Here is a 13,371-nt window from a genome sequence, read left to right as displayed (position 1 = left end):
TTCTACCCGCCGAGCGACGGCGACGGAGCGCTCGCGTCGCGGACGACGGGCCGCGTCGAGCGGCGTTGCGCGCGCGATACCGCCGACCGATAGGAATTTACCGTTTGTTGACTGACCAGTCAGTCAATGAGCGACTCGCCGAGCGCGGCCGCGGAGATCATGGACGGGGTGTACAGCGCCCTCCGCGCTCACGGCTACGCCGACCTCACGATGCAGGACATTGCCGACGAGTGTTCGAAGAGCAAGTCGCTGCTCCACTACCACTACGACACGAAGGAGGACCTGCTCGTCGCCTTCTTAGACTACGTCGTCACCGACTCCGAGGAGCGGATCGCGGCCCGTGCGGACGACCCGCCCGTCGACCGGCTGGTCCAGTTCGTCGGGTGGTTCGTGTTCGCGCCCGACGAGGCCGACCGCGAGGCGTTCCACATCGCCTTGCTGGAGCTGCGCACGCAGGGGCCGTTCAACGAGCGGATCCGCGAACAGTTGGCCCGCAGCGACCGGCTCCTCCGGGGCACCGTCGCCGACATCCTCGCGGAGGGGATCGAGGCCGGGGCTTTCCGCGACGTCGACGTCGAGGAGACGGCGGCGCTGCTCGTGGCGACGCTCGACGGCGCGCGGACCAGGCAGATCACCCTCGCGGGGGCCGAACGCGACGGTGACACGGCGGGGTACACCCGCGAGGTCGCCGAGGCGGCGCTCCGACGGATCGTCGGGCCGCTGCTCGCGGAGGGCGTGGAACTGCCGCCGCTCGACGGGGCGATCGGTGCGCTCCGGGGCGACCCCGACAACGACGCGACCGACGACCCCGACGACGACGCGGCCGACGGAACCGACGAGGGAGCAGTCGAGGAGTCCGCGGACGCCGACGACGAGAACGGATGACCCGCCTCGGGTTTGAGCGGCCGCCGCCGGTGCTGCTCGCGGTGATCGCGAGCACCTTCTTTGTCGGCTTCGGCGGCGGCGTCGTCTTCCCGATCCTCCCCAACCTCGGCGCGGTCCTCGGCATCTCGGCGTTCATGGTCGGCGCGATCCTCTCCGCGAACCGGTGGGTCCGACTCGTCGCGAACGCCCCCGCCGGCGCGCTCGTCGACCGGTACGGGACGCGGACGCCGTTCGTCGTCGGCCTGTTCGTCGAGGGGATCGCCACGCTCGGCTACGTCGTCGCGCTCGCGATGCCGCCCGCCGAGTCGCTCCGCCCGCTCGCGGCCTCGCTGCCGACGCTCGGGGTCGTCGGACCGGCGGACTGGTTCGCCGCGCTCTCGGTCGTCGTCGCCCCCGAGGTGTGGTTCCTGCTCGCGCGCGTCCTCTGGGGGCTCGGCTCGGCCGCGGTGTTCGCGACCGCGTACACCATCGCCGCCGACCTCTCCGACAGCGGCTCGCGGGGGACGAACATGGGGATCGTCCGCGGCGGGATCACCATGGGGTTCCCGGCCGGCCTCGTGCTCGGCGGGGTCGTCTCCGCGCTCGCGGGCAACGTCGCCGCGTTCGCTGTCGCCGCCGCGTTCGCGCTCACCGCAAGCGTCGTCGCGCACCGCTACGTGCCGGAGACGCACGTCACCGGCGACCGCTCCGGGGACTCGATCAGGCCGTGGGAGGTCGACACCGCCGTCCCGGCGCTGACGGTCGGGCTGGTCAACTTCGGGCTGATGTTCGCGTACATCGGCGCGCTGTTCTCCACGCTCGTCTTGTTCCTCGGCGCGAACGACATCTCGCTGTTCGGCCTCGCCCCGCAGGGGACCTCCGGGCTGTTCATGGCCGGCACCGTCCTCTCGGCCGCGTTCTTCATGCTCATCGGCGGTCGCGTCTCGGACACTCGCGACTCGCGGACGCCGATCCTCCTGGTCTTCCTCGTCGTCTCGTTCGTCGGGTTCCTGCTGCTCGCCCGGGCCGGATCGGTCCTCTCCTTGGGCCTCGCCTGCGTCTTCATCGGCGCGGGACAGGGCGGGACGAGCGGCCCGATGATGGCGCTGCTCGCGGACCTCACCCCCGACGAGCGGATGGGCCGCGCCTCCGGGACGAACAACGTCCTCGGCGACGTGGGTGGCGGGCTTGGACCGTTAGTGTCGCTCCCGCTGATCCAGGCGGTCGGCTTCACGCCGATCTACGCCGCCTGCGCGGCCCTCCCGCTCTTGGCCGGCTGCGTCCTCCTCCTCGGGGTCCGTCGGGAGACCGGGACGTTCCTCCCCGGGCGCGTCGCGGGCGAGGCCGGCGGGAGCGACCCCGTCGCGACAGACGCGTAGCCGCGCTCGTCGTCGCCCGACCGGCGGGACGGGAACCGCTTCGGGCGGGGCGTCGGGACGCCGTATGCGAACCGCTATCGCCCCCTGCTCGAAAGAACAACCGTTAAAAGTCGGCGACGGGTTCGTACGGACATGGCTGGAACTATCGAAGCGCTCGTCCCCGGCGGGCAGGCCAACCCCGGCCCGCCGCTCGGTCCCGAGCTCGGACCGACGCCGGTGGACGTTCAGGACGTCGTCGCGGAGATCAACGACGAGACCGCTGCCTTCGACGGCATGGAGGTGCCCGTCACCGTCGAGTACGACGACGACGGCTCCTTCACCATCGAGGTCGGCGTGCCGCCCACCGCGGAGCTCATCAAGGACGAGGCCGGCTTCGACACCGGCTCCGGCGAGCCCCAGGAGAACTTCGTCGCCGACATGTCGATCGAACAGGTGAAGAAGGTCGCCGAGCAGAAGTCGAGCGACCTGCTCGCGTACGACACGAAGGCGGCCGCCAAGGAGGTCGGCGGCACCTGTGCCTCCCTCGGCGTCACCATCGAGGGCGAGGATGCCCGCACGTTCGACGACCGCGTCGACGCCGGCGAGTACGACGACGTTCTCGACGAGTAACGCCGACGGCGGTCTTTTTCTGGTGCTGATTTCGCGGAGGATGCGTGACGACGCCGAGAGCCGGCCACTTATGCCCGAACCGGACGGAGACGCCGACATGCCGGATCTCAATCCGATCGCGAAGCGGATCCACAACGTCCAACCCCGACCGGTGCGCCTCGAACTCGACTCCGGCGAGACCGGCGTCTTCGAGTTCTCGTCGACGGAGTTCTTCCAGCGGGAGTTCCGCGGCGAGGGCGCTCGGACCGACGCCGACCCCAAGGCCGAGTTCCGGCTAATCAGCTCCGAAAACTACGAGCGGATCCTGCTCGGCCGCTCGGGTCCCGACGAGGAGGGCTGGTCGATGGTCGGCGAGGTGATCTCGGCCGAACGCGCCGAGGAGTAGCCGGAGACCCGGCCCGGAGGTCGCTCAGCGGACGACCGTCACTGGCACCTCGGCGCGGCGGACCACGCCCTCGGCGACGCTGCCGAGGAGGACCCGCGAGAGGCCGGTGCGCCCCCGGCTCGCCAGCACGAGGTGGTCGAACGGCTCGCCGGCGTCCCCGTCGCCGCCGACCGGCTCCTCGCCGCCGGCCACGCCGAGGATCGTCTTCGTCGGACGGCCGACCTCCAGCCGCGTCTCGACGTCGCGGTCGACCGCCTCGGTCGCCTCGGAGAGCGTCCGCTCGCCGCGCTGTTTGGCGCTCTTGTACCACTGGTCTGACGCCCCCGGGAACCCGCCGTCGGCGCCGGTCGCCGAGTCGGCGGGGTTGATGACGTGGAGCGCCGTGAGATCGGCGTCCGGCCACTCGGTGGCGGCGAACTGCAACGCCTCGGTCGCCTCCGTGGAGCCGTCGACCGCGACGAGGATACGCTTGGACATGGACGGCGGTTCGCCCGCTCCGGATAAAAAGGGCGGCGGCGACTCCGGGGCGGCGACAATCCACCGCGCGGCGCGCGACGAGAGCGTTCACAAGGCACTTGCCGGACCACGGGTCACTCGGGCACGTGAGCAAGCCGTACACGCAGTCGCAGCTGGCGTCGGTCACCGCGCGCGGCGGCGCCTGGCTCGTCGACATCGTCGCGAGCCTCGTGGTCGCCGCGGTCGTCTCGGGGGTCGCCGGCGTCGCCGCGGACCCGCTCGGGGTCCTCGCGTTCCTCCTCGTCTCGGTCGGCTGGTACGTCGTCCCGGAGGCGGTCTGGGGTCGAACGCCGGGCAAGTGGGTCGCCGGGATCAGGGTCGTGGAGGCCGACGGCGGCGACGTCTCCGCGCGCGCCGCCGTCGTGCGGAACGCGACGAAGGTGATCGGCGGTGGCTCGCTCCTCTTGATCCTCGCGGGCGTCGTGTTCATCGCTGACTCGCGCGACAACCAACGGCTCGGCGACCGGTTCGCCGACACGCTGGTCGTGCGGGTCTAGCGGGACGCCGCCGTCAGTCGTGTCGCGTCACGCACTCGGAGAGGCCGATCAGCTCAACGGGCTCGGAGTTGTCCGGGGAGTAGACGACCATCTGCCCCTTCTCCATGTACGGGACTTTCCCGGCGAGGTTCGACGGGATGTTGACGCTGGAGATCGCGTCTTCGTCGCCGAGGTTCAAGACGATCTTCGTGTTCACCTGTTTGAACACCGACTCGGCGACGTCCTGCGGATCCTGCGTGATCAGGAACAGGCCGAGCCGCTCCTTGCGGCCCTGCTTCGCCGCCTCCGTGAACTTCTGGACCACCTTCTGGGCCTGGGCGTTGTCGGCGTCGGCGAGGAAGTTGTGCGCCTCGTCCATCCCGACCAGCAGCGGCGTCTCTTTGATCCGGTCGCTGGCCGGGTCGTTGGAGAGCTTGTCGTCGACGAGCAGCCCCGCGACCGCGAGGACGACGATCTCCTTCTGCCGCGAGGTTGGCAGGTGGTAGGTGGGGACGACCGAGAGCCCACCGGGGCGCACCAGCGTGTGGTCGAGCTCGGTGATCGGCTTCGCGTCCTGGTCGAACACGCCGCTCGGGACCCCGCGGACCCGCCGCTTCACCGCGTCGAACGTCGCCTCGTGGATCCGACCGCTCTCGTGGAGCTCCTCTTTGAGCGCCGGGTCGTCGAGGTACGAGAGAAACTGGCTGTACGTCCCGTCGTCGCCGTAGTCGTCGAAGAAGCGGTTCAGCAGCGTCAGTAGCGCCGGATACTGGTTGTCGTTGAGCCCGGACCCGGCCACCAGCCACGGCATGTCCCGCGCCAGCGAGAAGGGGATCGTGAACTCGACGCGCTCCGCGCGGTGGCCCTCGCCGGGGTACGTCGCGTTCGCGACGCGGGGCACGAGGGCCACGGTGTCGTCGTGACCGCCGTGGGCGATCCCCTCGCGCTCCAGGCGGCGCGCGAACGCGTCGTCGAGGTCGGGGTTGTCGTCGTGCATCTGCGCGTACTCGTCCTGCGGGTCGAACTGGACGACAGCCATCCGCGACTCGCGGCCGTCTCCCATCGGGTACGTTCGGTCCGAGTCGAGGTACTGCCGGAGGACGTTCTTCGAGGCGTGTGTCTTCCCGGAACCGGTGCCGCCGGCGACGAGCGTGTGCCGGAACGCGAGCGGGTCGCCGTCGCCGTAGTCGTCCTTCACGCGGTAGTCGACCGTCGGCGGCTCCGCCGCGGTGCGGACCTTCTCGCCGCCGACGGAGAGGTGCCCAAGGAAGACGCCGTCGTCGGGGATCTTCAGTCCCGTCTTGATCTCGGCGTCGTCGGCCGCCTCCTCGACGACCGCGCCCGGCTTCGGCACGCGGTCCGTCATCCGGCGTTTCATCCCCTCGCCCTCGCCGTAGACGACGGACATCGGCTCCAGGTCGGCGACGAACTTGTAGTCGCGCTCGGCGAACTCGTCGCGGCGCATCTGCCGGCGGGCGTGGATCTCGGTCGCGTCGTCCGACTGGAACTCCTGGGCGTACTCTAGCCCCGTGATCCGACAGAACAGCCGCTCGCCGTCCGGGTACGGGATCAGAAGGTACTTGCCGAGCCGCACGGACTCGCGGTTGCCGGTGGTGACGAACGCCTTCAGCGACGTCTCGTCCTCCTCCTCAGCGACGCGGAGCCCCTGCGAGACCGACACGACGCCGAGCCCCGCGTCGCTGCCAGCCGGCGTCGCCTCGTAGTCGGCGAACGCGTCGCCCTCGCGGTCGTCGTTCGCGTCGGGTTCGGGTGCCTCCGAGGGGGCCGCGCCCGCCGCGCTCCCCCCGTCGGCGGCGGACTCAGCGCCTGGCCCGGCCGCGGCGTCGCTCCCGTCGTCGGCCTCGTCCAGGGAGCCGCCGTCGCCGTCGCCGTCACCGGTGAACTCGGTGAAATCCTCCAGCGTCATGGCGGATCCACCGGTCGCCGGGCCGAAAGCGTTTGCCCTCGCGCGCTGCGGCGCCGATTCGCCGCCGACCGGCCCTGCGCGACCGCTCACGGGGCCCTTATCCGGCTCGACCTCGTACGTGTGCTATGATACTCGTTCGCGGTAGCGGCGGCGGGACGGACCTCACCGGGACGGTGTTCGAACGCGGTGAGGAGCCGCCCGCCTATAAAGGCGCGCCCAACGAGGACGCGCCGTACGTGTGGGTGTGCGACTCGTTCTACGAGGTCGAGAGCGGCGGCTCGCCGCTCGTCGTCGACGGCGAGGAGATCCGCGTCGCCTTCGAGGAGCCGATGCCCCGCGGGTTCGACACCCGCGATCAGGCGGTCGAGGCGGCCCGCGACCACGTCCGGACGCAGTTCGCGCGGATCGGCGTCGACCCCGCCGCGGTGTCGATTGAGGTGACCGCGCCGGACCCCGCCTGACGGGCCGGTCCCGTCGGCGGTCCGTGTCCCCCTTTTACGAGTCCCGCCTCGGTACGGGGGAGTATGTCGGAACCGTCGGAGGGCTTCGACCCCGAGTCCCGGGAGGAGCGCGAGGTCGTCGCCGAGGCCGCGGGCGACCGGTCCGATTTCCTCTCGCTGATGGGCCACGCCTACGGCGGCGAGCTCGGCCGGACGAGCTCGTGGCGGACCCGCATCGACCGCACGACCAACTGGGCGGTGGTGGTGACCGCGTCGCTGCTCACGTGGACCTTCTCGAACGAGTCGCGGCCGCACTACGTGCTGCTCATCGGTCTCGTCATGCTCAGCGTCTTCCTCGGCATCGAGACGCGGCGGTACCGGACTTTCGACGTCTGGCGGTCGCGCGTGCGACTCCTAGAGGAAAACGTGTTCGCGAACGCGCTCGACCCGGAAGGCGTCGAGCAGTCGAACTGGCGGGCGCTGCTGAGCGAGGACCTTCGCGGGCCGACGATCAAAATGTCGACCGTCGAGGCGGTGTCTCGCCGGCTCCGGCGGGTGTACGCTCCCCTGTTCTCCGTGCTCATCGCCGCGTGGGTCGTCAGGCTCACCGTGTTCACCCCCACCGACGGCGGCGTCGTCGCGACCGCGGCAGTGGGGCCGATCCCCGGTGCGTTCGTGCTCGCAATCGTCGGGGGCTTCTCCGCCGCCGTGCTGGCGACGACGCTTCGGCGGACCCCGAGACGCGCCAAAGGGGAGATACAGGCCGCCGAGGACGCCGACGAGTGGAAGTGAGCCGGTCGGGGCTCCGCCTCCCGCAACCCCTTTTCGCGCGCGGCCCAACCAGTGGATATGACGGAGCTACCGGACCGCGTCGTGGGCGACGCGCGGACGAGCGACTTCGGGTGGAACCTTCTCACGGACCTGACGGACGTCGGGAACCGAATGGCCGGGTCGACCGGCGAGCGCCGCGGGGCCGAGCGGGTCGTCGGGGCGTTCGAGGCGGCCGGACTACGGAACGCCGGCCTCGACGAGTTCGAGATCCCCGGCTGGTGGCGCGGCGAGTCGTCGCTATCGGTGTCCGGAGCGGTCGAGCGTCGCCACGAGAACTCCCACGAGGTGATCGCGCTGCCCGGCACGCCGAGCGGCGAGGTGAGCGCGCCGCTCGTCGACGTCGGCGACGGCACCGACGAGGAGTTCGCGGCCGCCGAAGACCAGTTGGATGGCGCGGTCGCGATGGCCTCCTCGCGCACGCCCGAGAGCCGCGACCGGTGGATCCACCGGATGGAGAAGTACGTCGCGGCGGCCGAGCGCGGCGCGGTCGGGTTCGTCTTCCGGAACCACATCGAGGGGGCGCTCCCGGCCACCGGCGAGATCGGCTATCACAACCGGCCGGGGCCGATCCCCGCGGTCGGCGTTTCGAAGGAGGTTGGCGACCGGCTCATCCGGCTCGCCGAAACCGCGGAAAGTGGCGACCCTCCGACCGTCTCGCTCGACGTCGACTGCCGCAACGAGCCGACGACGTCGGTGAACGCGGTCGCCGAACTCGGCCCGGACACTGAGGAGGCGGTGTACCTCACCGCGCACGTCGACGCCCACGACGTGAGCGACGGGGCCAACGACAACGGGGCGGGGTCGGCGCTCGTCGCGGAGGTCGGCCGCCTGCTCGCGACCGTCGAGGGCGACCTCGACACGCGGGTGCGGCTCGTCACCTTCGGCTCGGAGGAGATCGGGCTGTGGGGGGCATATCACGCCGCGGAGACGACGCCGCGCGAGGAGATCGCCTGCGTGGTGAACCTCGACGGCGCGTGTAGCTCGCAGAACCTCCGCGTCGGGACGAACGGGTTCGACGGGATGCGCGAGACGTTCGAGGCGGTCGCGGACGCGTTCGACGCCCCCCTCGCGACCGGCGAGACGATCTCCCCGCACGGCGACCAGTGGGCGTTCGTTCAAGAGGGCATCCCGGCCGTGATGGCCTCGACGACGAGCGACCAGTCCGGGCGCGGCTGGGGCCACACCCACGCGGACACGCTCGACAAGCTCGACTCGCGGGACCTCCGCGAGGTGGCGACGCTCGTCGCCGCGGCCGTGTACCGGTTCGCGACGGGCGAAATCGGCGCGACCCACCGTTCGCGGGAATCGATCCGCGACGCCATCGACGAGGGGTACGTGGAGGAACTGAAGACGGGCGGACGGTGGCCCTATGACGAGTGAGCCCGGGGTGCCGACGATATCCCCCGTCGAAGCCGGCGTCGAGTCCGCACGGCGTTAGCCGAGCGCCGAGGCGCGGACCGCCGCGAACGGGACGAGCATCTCGGCCGGGTTGAGCCCGCCGTGCATCCCGACGTACGAGAGTTTCTCCGGCTCGACGTCGCCGAACCACGTCCCCGAGTCGCGGTGCGTGAAGACCAAGTCGCCGCACCGCCGCCGGAACCGGTCGGTGGCCGGGCGGTCGCCGAAGAGGTCGCGGTCGAGCGCCTCCCGCCGGGTGAACGTCCGCGCGTCGTAGTCCGACAGCGCCAGCCGCGCGTCCGAGACGGTCCCCCGTCGCAGGTGGAGGTGAACGTTGCGGGGGCTGCCAGACATCTTGACCGGCGTGCCGTCCGCGTGCCGTCGGAGGTTCGCCGTCACCGTCGCGTTCGCCGAGAGGTCGACGTTGCGGTCGGGGTCCGTGTTCACGTGGCCGTGGTCGGCCGTCACGAGCAGCAGCGTCCGCTCCGCGGTCCGCCGGCCGATCCGACGCAGAGCGGCGTCGATCTGCTCGCAGACGGCCGCCACCGTCTCCCCGTACGCTCGGCTGTCGGTGCCCTCGGCGTGGGAGACCTGGTCGACGTGCGGCACGTACGCGTAGACGTATCCGGGGTCGCCGCTCGCCGCGACCGCCGTCGACAGGCGCTCGCCGAACGACCCGAGACCGTCGTACGTGTGCTGGGTCACGGCCTCCCCGCCGGCGTCGAACGGCTGGAGGCGGTGGGAGTCGACCCCCGCGTCGCGCATCCGGGCGTAGAGCGACTCGCACCCGACGATCGATCCCTCGGGGACGCGCTCCGCGGACGCTCCGGACTTCACCTCGCCACCGAGGGGGAGGAATGCGGTGTCTGACCGGGGGTCGTAGACGTTCCACCCGACGCACCCGTGCTCGCACGGCAGTCGCCCCGTTTCGAGCGTGGTGATCGCCGCCGCGGTCTCCGACGGGTAGACCGAGGTCAGCGGGGTCACCGTCCCCGCCTCGGCGAGCCGGTCGAGGAGGTCACACCGGGGTCGGTGGCGCTTCCAGCCGTCGAGGCCGAATCCGTCGACGAGGACGAGGACGACCGTGTCCACCCCCGTCTCGACGCCGTCGAACACGTCGCTCGGCAGGGTGCGGCGACCGCCGGCGTCCAGCACCGACCTGACGGTGTCCGGGACGTTTCCGAAGCAGTAGTCGTCGTACGCCGGGAAGAGGTAGCCGTCGCGCTGTCGGCGGTCTCGCAGGACCCGTTCGACATCGTCTCGGAACACGGTCGGCGGTCGGTGGGGGGTCGAAGGGTTTCCGGGGGATCACTTCTCCGAAAGTGGGCGACTCGTCCGGGTCCAACGGGCGTCTCCGGGTGCGGCTGCTCAAGGACCCGTCCCGGTCTGACGCCCGGTTCACTCCTCGTCGGAGCCGTCGCAGACGCCGAGCGGGAGCGACTCGGGGGCGTCGTCGTCGGCGTCGAGACCGGCGTACGCGTCGTCGATGAGCCGGGCCAGCTGCGTCTCGGGGCTCACGCCGCGGGCGGCGGCGAGGGCCGCGAGCCGCTCGTACTGCTCGTCCGGCACGGTGACCGTTCCCTCGTCCATACGCGGCGGTGCGTCCCGGAGCTACAAAAGCGTTGGTCTGGCCCCGCTCACGACGGATCCGTCCGGTCGGCCCCGCGGCCGGCGCACGCCGGCTCCCCCTCGGCGAAGCGCTCGAACAGCGCGTTCATCACCGCCGACTCGGCGCGGGAGAGGTGTTCCCACACGGTCGTGGAGCCGAGGCCGAGTTCGGCGGCGACTTCCTCGACGCCCACGCCGCCGCCGTGGTCGTAGTAGCCCGCGGCGATGGCGGTTGCGAGCACCTCCCGCTGCCGGTCGGTGAGGCCGTCGAGGAGGCTGGAGGCGGGGAGTTTCGGGGAGCGTTCGATGGAGGCCAGCTCCACGTTCCGCGCCAGCGTCACCTCGTTGCCGCCGCGTTCGAGCTCCCGCATCACCGCCGAGAGGTCGTCCTCGTCCTCGAGATACGCCGTCCAGCGCTCGACGCCGCCGGAGATGGTCGTCCCCGTTCGGTAGTGGATCCCCAGCCGCGAGAACCGCTCGCCGATCCCGTCCCAGTCGGCCGCCGAGACATCGATCGTGAGCGCGACGTACGCGTGCGTACCCTCGATCGGCGCGAGCGGCTCCGCGGAGACGACCAGATCGAACTCGCGGAACTCCTCGACAAACGCCTCAATCTCAGCCGTCGGGCCGGTGAGCTCGGCGATCCGCTTGCGCTCGGATCCGCTACCCGTCATCGACGAGACGGACCGGTACCGCACCTCCGGGTGGCGCGCGCTCACCTCGCACTCCGGCTCCCCCGCGTGGTGGATCCGAAAGGTCACTTCCCGCATGGTCGATTCGAGACCGTCGGGGTTCAAACGCGTTCCGGACCGGTCGCGAGCCGGTTGTACGGGGACTCCGTACCGCCGTCGCGGCGGCGACGCGGAGGCGCCGGCTCCTCGCAAGGGCAGTCAGTCGCCGCGACCCATCGCGTAGAACTCGTCGTTCGGGCGCATGTCCGCGACGGTCGCCATGCGGTTAGAGAGGTTGAAGAATGCCGCGACCGAGGCCACGTCCCACACTTCCGCCGGCGCGAAGCCGGCGTCTCGGAGTCGCTGGACGTCCTCGCCCGTCACGGCCTCGGGGGACTCGGTGAGTTTGACGGCGAAGTCCAGCATCGCCATGTGGTGCTCGGACACGTCGGCCTGTCGGTGGTTCGTGGCGAGCTGGTCGGCGAGCTTCGGCGCGCCGGCGTAGATGCGACAGAGCGCGCCGTGGCCGACCACGCAGTAGAGGCAGTCGTTCGCGCCCGACACCGCGACGACGATCATCTCGACCTCTTCGCGGGCGAGCGGCGTGTCCGTCACGAGCGCGTCGTAGTACGCGAAGAACGCCCGGAAGTGGCTGGGCTTGTACGCGAACGCCGAGAACACGTTCGGCGTGAAACCGGCCTCCTCGGTCTCCTCGTCGATGCGTTCGCGGAGGTCCTCGGGGAGGTCCTCGTAGTCGGGCACGGGGAACCGCCGCATCGCGTCGTCGTTCATACCGGCAGACGCACGCCGCGGCCACATAGCCGTTCCCCCGGATCGCCCGCCGTCGCGCCGCTCTCGGTCGGCCTCGCCGCTCCCGGGCGGTTGATTTATGCTGGGCCGTGCTGTGCGTTGCCACACGCATGGCCGACCCGAGTGACACCGGCGAGGGCGGGCGGCGGGCGAGGAGTTCGGGTAGGGCCGACCGGACGGCGGTCGTCGAGCGGCTGTACGGCGACATCCCCTTTCATCGGCGACACGACCTGGAGGTGCTCTCCGTGACGCCCGACCGCGCTAGGGTCAAGCTCCCCTTCGACCCCGGGCTCGTGGGGAACCCCGACCTCGGCGTCCTCCACGGCGGCGTCGTCAGCGCGCTCGTGGACCTCGCCGGCGCCGCCGTCTTCGTCGGCGGCCGCGAGGCGTACACCCCGACGATCGACCTCCGCGTGAACTACCTCGAGGCCGCCGGCCGCGAACCGCTGTACGCGACGGCCACGGTGGACCGCCGCGGCGCCGACATCGGCGTGGCGAGCGTCGAAGTCGAGTCCGGGGACGCCGTCTGCGCGACCGGCACGGGCGTCTACAAGCTCACCGATGACTGAGTTCCCCGTCGACGGCGTCGTGGACGCCCACGTCCACCTGATGCCCGAACGCCTGATGGCCGCCATCCGGGAGGCGCTCGGCGATGAGGCCGGCTGGGCGTTCGACCACCCGACCGACCGCGAGCGGATGGAGGCGACGCTGACCGACGCCGGCGTCGAGCGGTACGCCGCGCTCCCGTACGTCGCACGACCGGGGGCGGCGGCCGATCTCAACGAGTGGGTGATCGAGGCCGCGGCGGCGTCCGACCGCGCGGTCCCGTTCGCCACGGTCCACGCCGCCGACGACGACCCGGGGACCGTCGTCGCCGACGCCTTCGACGCCGGGGCGCGCGGCCTGAAGCTCCAGCTCCCGGTCCAGGGGTTCTCGGCCGACGATCCGCGGCTCGATCCGGTCTACGAGGTTGTCGCCGCCCGCGACGCGCCGGTCGTGCTCCACGCTGGGACGGCGCCGATGTTCGAGGACAGCCCCCACGTCGGCGTCGAGCGCTTCGAGTCGTTCCTCGCCTCCTACCCCGAGGTGCGGGTGTGCGCCGCGCACATGGGCGCGTACGAGGTCGACGCGTTCGTCGGGCTCGCCCGCGACAACGACAACGTCTTCCTCGACACCACCTTCGCCATGTCGAGCGTGGCCGAGACGTACATGGACTTCGACCCCGCGAGCGTCGACGACGACACGCTGGTAGAGCTCTCCGGGTCGATCATGTACGGCTCGGACTACCCGAACATCCCGTATCCCTACGCCCGGGAGCGGGAACACCTGCTCTCGCGGGACCTCCCGGTCGAAGTCCAGCGCGACATCTTCTCCCGGGCGGCGCGGCGCTTCCTCGGCGACGACTGAGCGACGGCGCCGCTCCGTCGGTGACGGCGGATGTCCGTGGCGCTCGCCGA

At 71.2% G+C, this 13,371-nt stretch carries 16 protein-coding genes; 10 read left to right on the top strand and 6 right to left on the bottom strand.

The features are described from left to right. Positions 1-126: 126 nt before the first annotated feature. From ABNG04_RS02285 to ABNG04_RS02270, 4 genes are all read left to right on the top strand, one after another. Positions 127-885, top strand: a complete 759-nt coding sequence (locus tag ABNG04_RS02285) for a TetR/AcrR family transcriptional regulator (RefSeq protein ID WP_371159684.1) — start codon at positions 127-129, stop codon at positions 883-885. After that, positions 882-2,243, top strand: a complete 1,362-nt coding sequence (locus tag ABNG04_RS02280) for an MFS transporter (protein ID WP_371159682.1) — start codon at positions 882-884, stop codon at positions 2,241-2,243. The genes ABNG04_RS02285 and ABNG04_RS02280 overlap by 4 nt, the downstream gene beginning before the upstream one ends. Before the next feature lie 132 nt (positions 2,244-2,375). Next, on the top strand, positions 2,376-2,852 hold the full coding sequence (locus tag ABNG04_RS02275; RefSeq protein ID WP_006112818.1) for a 50S ribosomal protein L11: 477 nt from the start codon (positions 2,376-2,378) through the stop codon (positions 2,850-2,852). Positions 2,853-2,949: 97 nt separating this feature from the next. Beyond that, complete coding sequence (locus ABNG04_RS02270; RefSeq protein ID WP_371159680.1) at positions 2,950-3,237, top strand: DUF8072 family protein; 288 nt, start codon at positions 2,950-2,952, stop codon at positions 3,235-3,237. 24 nt (positions 3,238-3,261) lie between these two features. Here the strand turns inward: ABNG04_RS02270 and ABNG04_RS02265 are convergent, their stop codons facing one another. Next, complete coding sequence (locus ABNG04_RS02265) at positions 3,262-3,714, bottom strand: universal stress protein (protein ID WP_371159678.1); 453 nt, start codon at positions 3,712-3,714, stop codon at positions 3,262-3,264. 125 nt (positions 3,715-3,839) lie between these two features. Between ABNG04_RS02265 and ABNG04_RS02260 the strand changes: the two genes are divergently transcribed. Continuing rightward, positions 3,840-4,250, top strand: coding sequence for an RDD family protein (locus ABNG04_RS02260; RefSeq protein ID WP_371159676.1), 411 nt, complete (start codon positions 3,840-3,842; stop codon positions 4,248-4,250). A gap of 13 nt (positions 4,251-4,263) precedes the next feature. Here the strand turns inward: ABNG04_RS02260 and ABNG04_RS02255 are convergent, their stop codons facing one another. Beyond that, positions 4,264-6,156, bottom strand: a complete 1,893-nt coding sequence (locus ABNG04_RS02255; protein ID WP_371159674.1) for an ATP-binding protein — start codon at positions 6,154-6,156, stop codon at positions 4,264-4,266. 125 nt (positions 6,157-6,281) lie between these two features. Between ABNG04_RS02255 and ABNG04_RS02250 the strand changes: the two genes are divergently transcribed. The 3 genes from ABNG04_RS02250 to ABNG04_RS02240 all read left to right on the top strand — a co-directional run bounded on the left by ABNG04_RS02250 (position 6,282) and on the right by ABNG04_RS02240 (position 8,807). Next, positions 6,282-6,617, top strand: a complete 336-nt coding sequence (locus tag ABNG04_RS02250; protein WP_371159672.1) for a DUF7113 family protein — start codon at positions 6,282-6,284, stop codon at positions 6,615-6,617. 63 nt (positions 6,618-6,680) lie between these two features. Further along, positions 6,681-7,388 carry a DUF2270 domain-containing protein gene (locus tag ABNG04_RS02245; RefSeq protein ID WP_371159671.1) on the top strand — a complete coding sequence of 236 codons (708 nt, stop codon included), beginning with the start codon at positions 6,681-6,683 and terminating at the stop codon, positions 7,386-7,388. Positions 7,389-7,445: 57 nt separating this feature from the next. Then, a complete protein-coding gene (locus ABNG04_RS02240) occupies positions 7,446-8,807 on the top strand; it encodes a M28 family peptidase (RefSeq protein WP_371159669.1) in 1,362 nt (453 codons plus the stop codon). A gap of 54 nt (positions 8,808-8,861) precedes the next feature. Here ABNG04_RS02240 and ABNG04_RS02235 read toward each other — a convergent pair whose 3' ends face one another. The 4 genes from ABNG04_RS02235 to ABNG04_RS02220 all read right to left on the bottom strand — a co-directional run bounded on the left by ABNG04_RS02235 (position 8,862) and on the right by ABNG04_RS02220 (position 11,896). Then, the gene (locus ABNG04_RS02235; RefSeq protein ID WP_371159667.1) at positions 8,862-10,094 is read right to left on the bottom strand and encodes an alkaline phosphatase family protein; all 1,233 of its coding nucleotides are present in this window, start codon (positions 10,092-10,094) and stop codon (positions 8,862-8,864) included. 129 nt (positions 10,095-10,223) lie between these two features. After that, complete coding sequence (locus tag ABNG04_RS02230; RefSeq protein WP_371159665.1) at positions 10,224-10,415, bottom strand: hypothetical protein; 192 nt, start codon at positions 10,413-10,415, stop codon at positions 10,224-10,226. 47 nt (positions 10,416-10,462) lie between these two features. After that, the gene (locus ABNG04_RS02225) at positions 10,463-11,203 is read right to left on the bottom strand and encodes a helix-turn-helix domain-containing protein (protein ID WP_371159663.1); all 741 of its coding nucleotides are present in this window, start codon (positions 11,201-11,203) and stop codon (positions 10,463-10,465) included. Between the two features lie 120 nt (positions 11,204-11,323). Further along, the gene (locus ABNG04_RS02220; RefSeq protein WP_371159661.1) at positions 11,324-11,896 is read right to left on the bottom strand and encodes a peroxidase-related enzyme; all 573 of its coding nucleotides are present in this window, start codon (positions 11,894-11,896) and stop codon (positions 11,324-11,326) included. 128 nt (positions 11,897-12,024) lie between these two features. Between ABNG04_RS02220 and ABNG04_RS02215 the strand changes: the two genes are divergently transcribed. Then, the gene (locus ABNG04_RS02215) at positions 12,025-12,483 is read left to right on the top strand and encodes a PaaI family thioesterase (RefSeq protein ID WP_371159659.1); all 459 of its coding nucleotides are present in this window, start codon (positions 12,025-12,027) and stop codon (positions 12,481-12,483) included. Further along, a complete protein-coding gene (locus ABNG04_RS02210) occupies positions 12,476-13,321 on the top strand; it encodes an amidohydrolase family protein (protein WP_371159657.1) in 846 nt (281 codons plus the stop codon). Before ABNG04_RS02215 ends, ABNG04_RS02210 begins: the two co-directional genes overlap by 8 nt. Positions 13,322-13,371: the final 50 nt, after the last annotated feature.

This window comes from Halorubrum miltondacostae, assembly GCF_041379815.1.
Classification (GTDB): Archaea; Halobacteriota; Halobacteria; order Halobacteriales; family Haloferacaceae; genus Halorubrum; species Halorubrum miltondacostae.
The sequence above is the reverse complement of the archived record's forward strand: the minus strand, read 5'-3'. Positions and strand labels throughout refer to the sequence as shown.

Excerpts from the sequence above, each read along its gene's own strand:
- ABNG04_RS02220 (WP_371159661.1), bottom strand. The coding sequence starts at position 11,896 with ATGAACGACGACGCGATGCGGCGGTTCCCCGTGCCCGACTACGAGGAC.
- ABNG04_RS02225 (WP_371159663.1), bottom strand. The coding sequence starts at position 11,203 with ATGCGGGAAGTGACCTTTCGGATCCACCACGCGGGGGAGCCGGAGTGC.
- ABNG04_RS02280 (WP_371159682.1), top strand. The coding sequence starts at position 882 with ATGACCCGCCTCGGGTTTGAGCGGCCGCCGCCGGTGCTGCTCGCGGTG.
- ABNG04_RS02250 (WP_371159672.1), top strand. The coding sequence starts at position 6,282 with ATGATACTCGTTCGCGGTAGCGGCGGCGGGACGGACCTCACCGGGACG.
- ABNG04_RS02240 (WP_371159669.1), top strand. The coding sequence starts at position 7,446 with ATGACGGAGCTACCGGACCGCGTCGTGGGCGACGCGCGGACGAGCGAC.
- ABNG04_RS02285 (WP_371159684.1), top strand. The coding sequence starts at position 127 with ATGAGCGACTCGCCGAGCGCGGCCGCGGAGATCATGGACGGGGTGTAC.
- ABNG04_RS02215 (WP_371159659.1), top strand. The coding sequence starts at position 12,025 with ATGGCCGACCCGAGTGACACCGGCGAGGGCGGGCGGCGGGCGAGGAGT.
- ABNG04_RS02255 (WP_371159674.1), bottom strand. The coding sequence starts at position 6,156 with ATGACGCTGGAGGATTTCACCGAGTTCACCGGTGACGGCGACGGCGAC.
- ABNG04_RS02270 (WP_371159680.1), top strand. The coding sequence starts at position 2,950 with ATGCCGGATCTCAATCCGATCGCGAAGCGGATCCACAACGTCCAACCC.
- ABNG04_RS02265 (WP_371159678.1), bottom strand. The coding sequence starts at position 3,714 with ATGTCCAAGCGTATCCTCGTCGCGGTCGACGGCTCCACGGAGGCGACC.
- ABNG04_RS02275 (WP_006112818.1), top strand. The coding sequence starts at position 2,376 with ATGGCTGGAACTATCGAAGCGCTCGTCCCCGGCGGGCAGGCCAACCCC.
- ABNG04_RS02210 (WP_371159657.1), top strand. The coding sequence starts at position 12,476 with ATGACTGAGTTCCCCGTCGACGGCGTCGTGGACGCCCACGTCCACCTG.
- ABNG04_RS02230 (WP_371159665.1), bottom strand. The coding sequence starts at position 10,415 with ATGGACGAGGGAACGGTCACCGTGCCGGACGAGCAGTACGAGCGGCTC.
- ABNG04_RS02245 (WP_371159671.1), top strand. The coding sequence starts at position 6,681 with ATGTCGGAACCGTCGGAGGGCTTCGACCCCGAGTCCCGGGAGGAGCGC.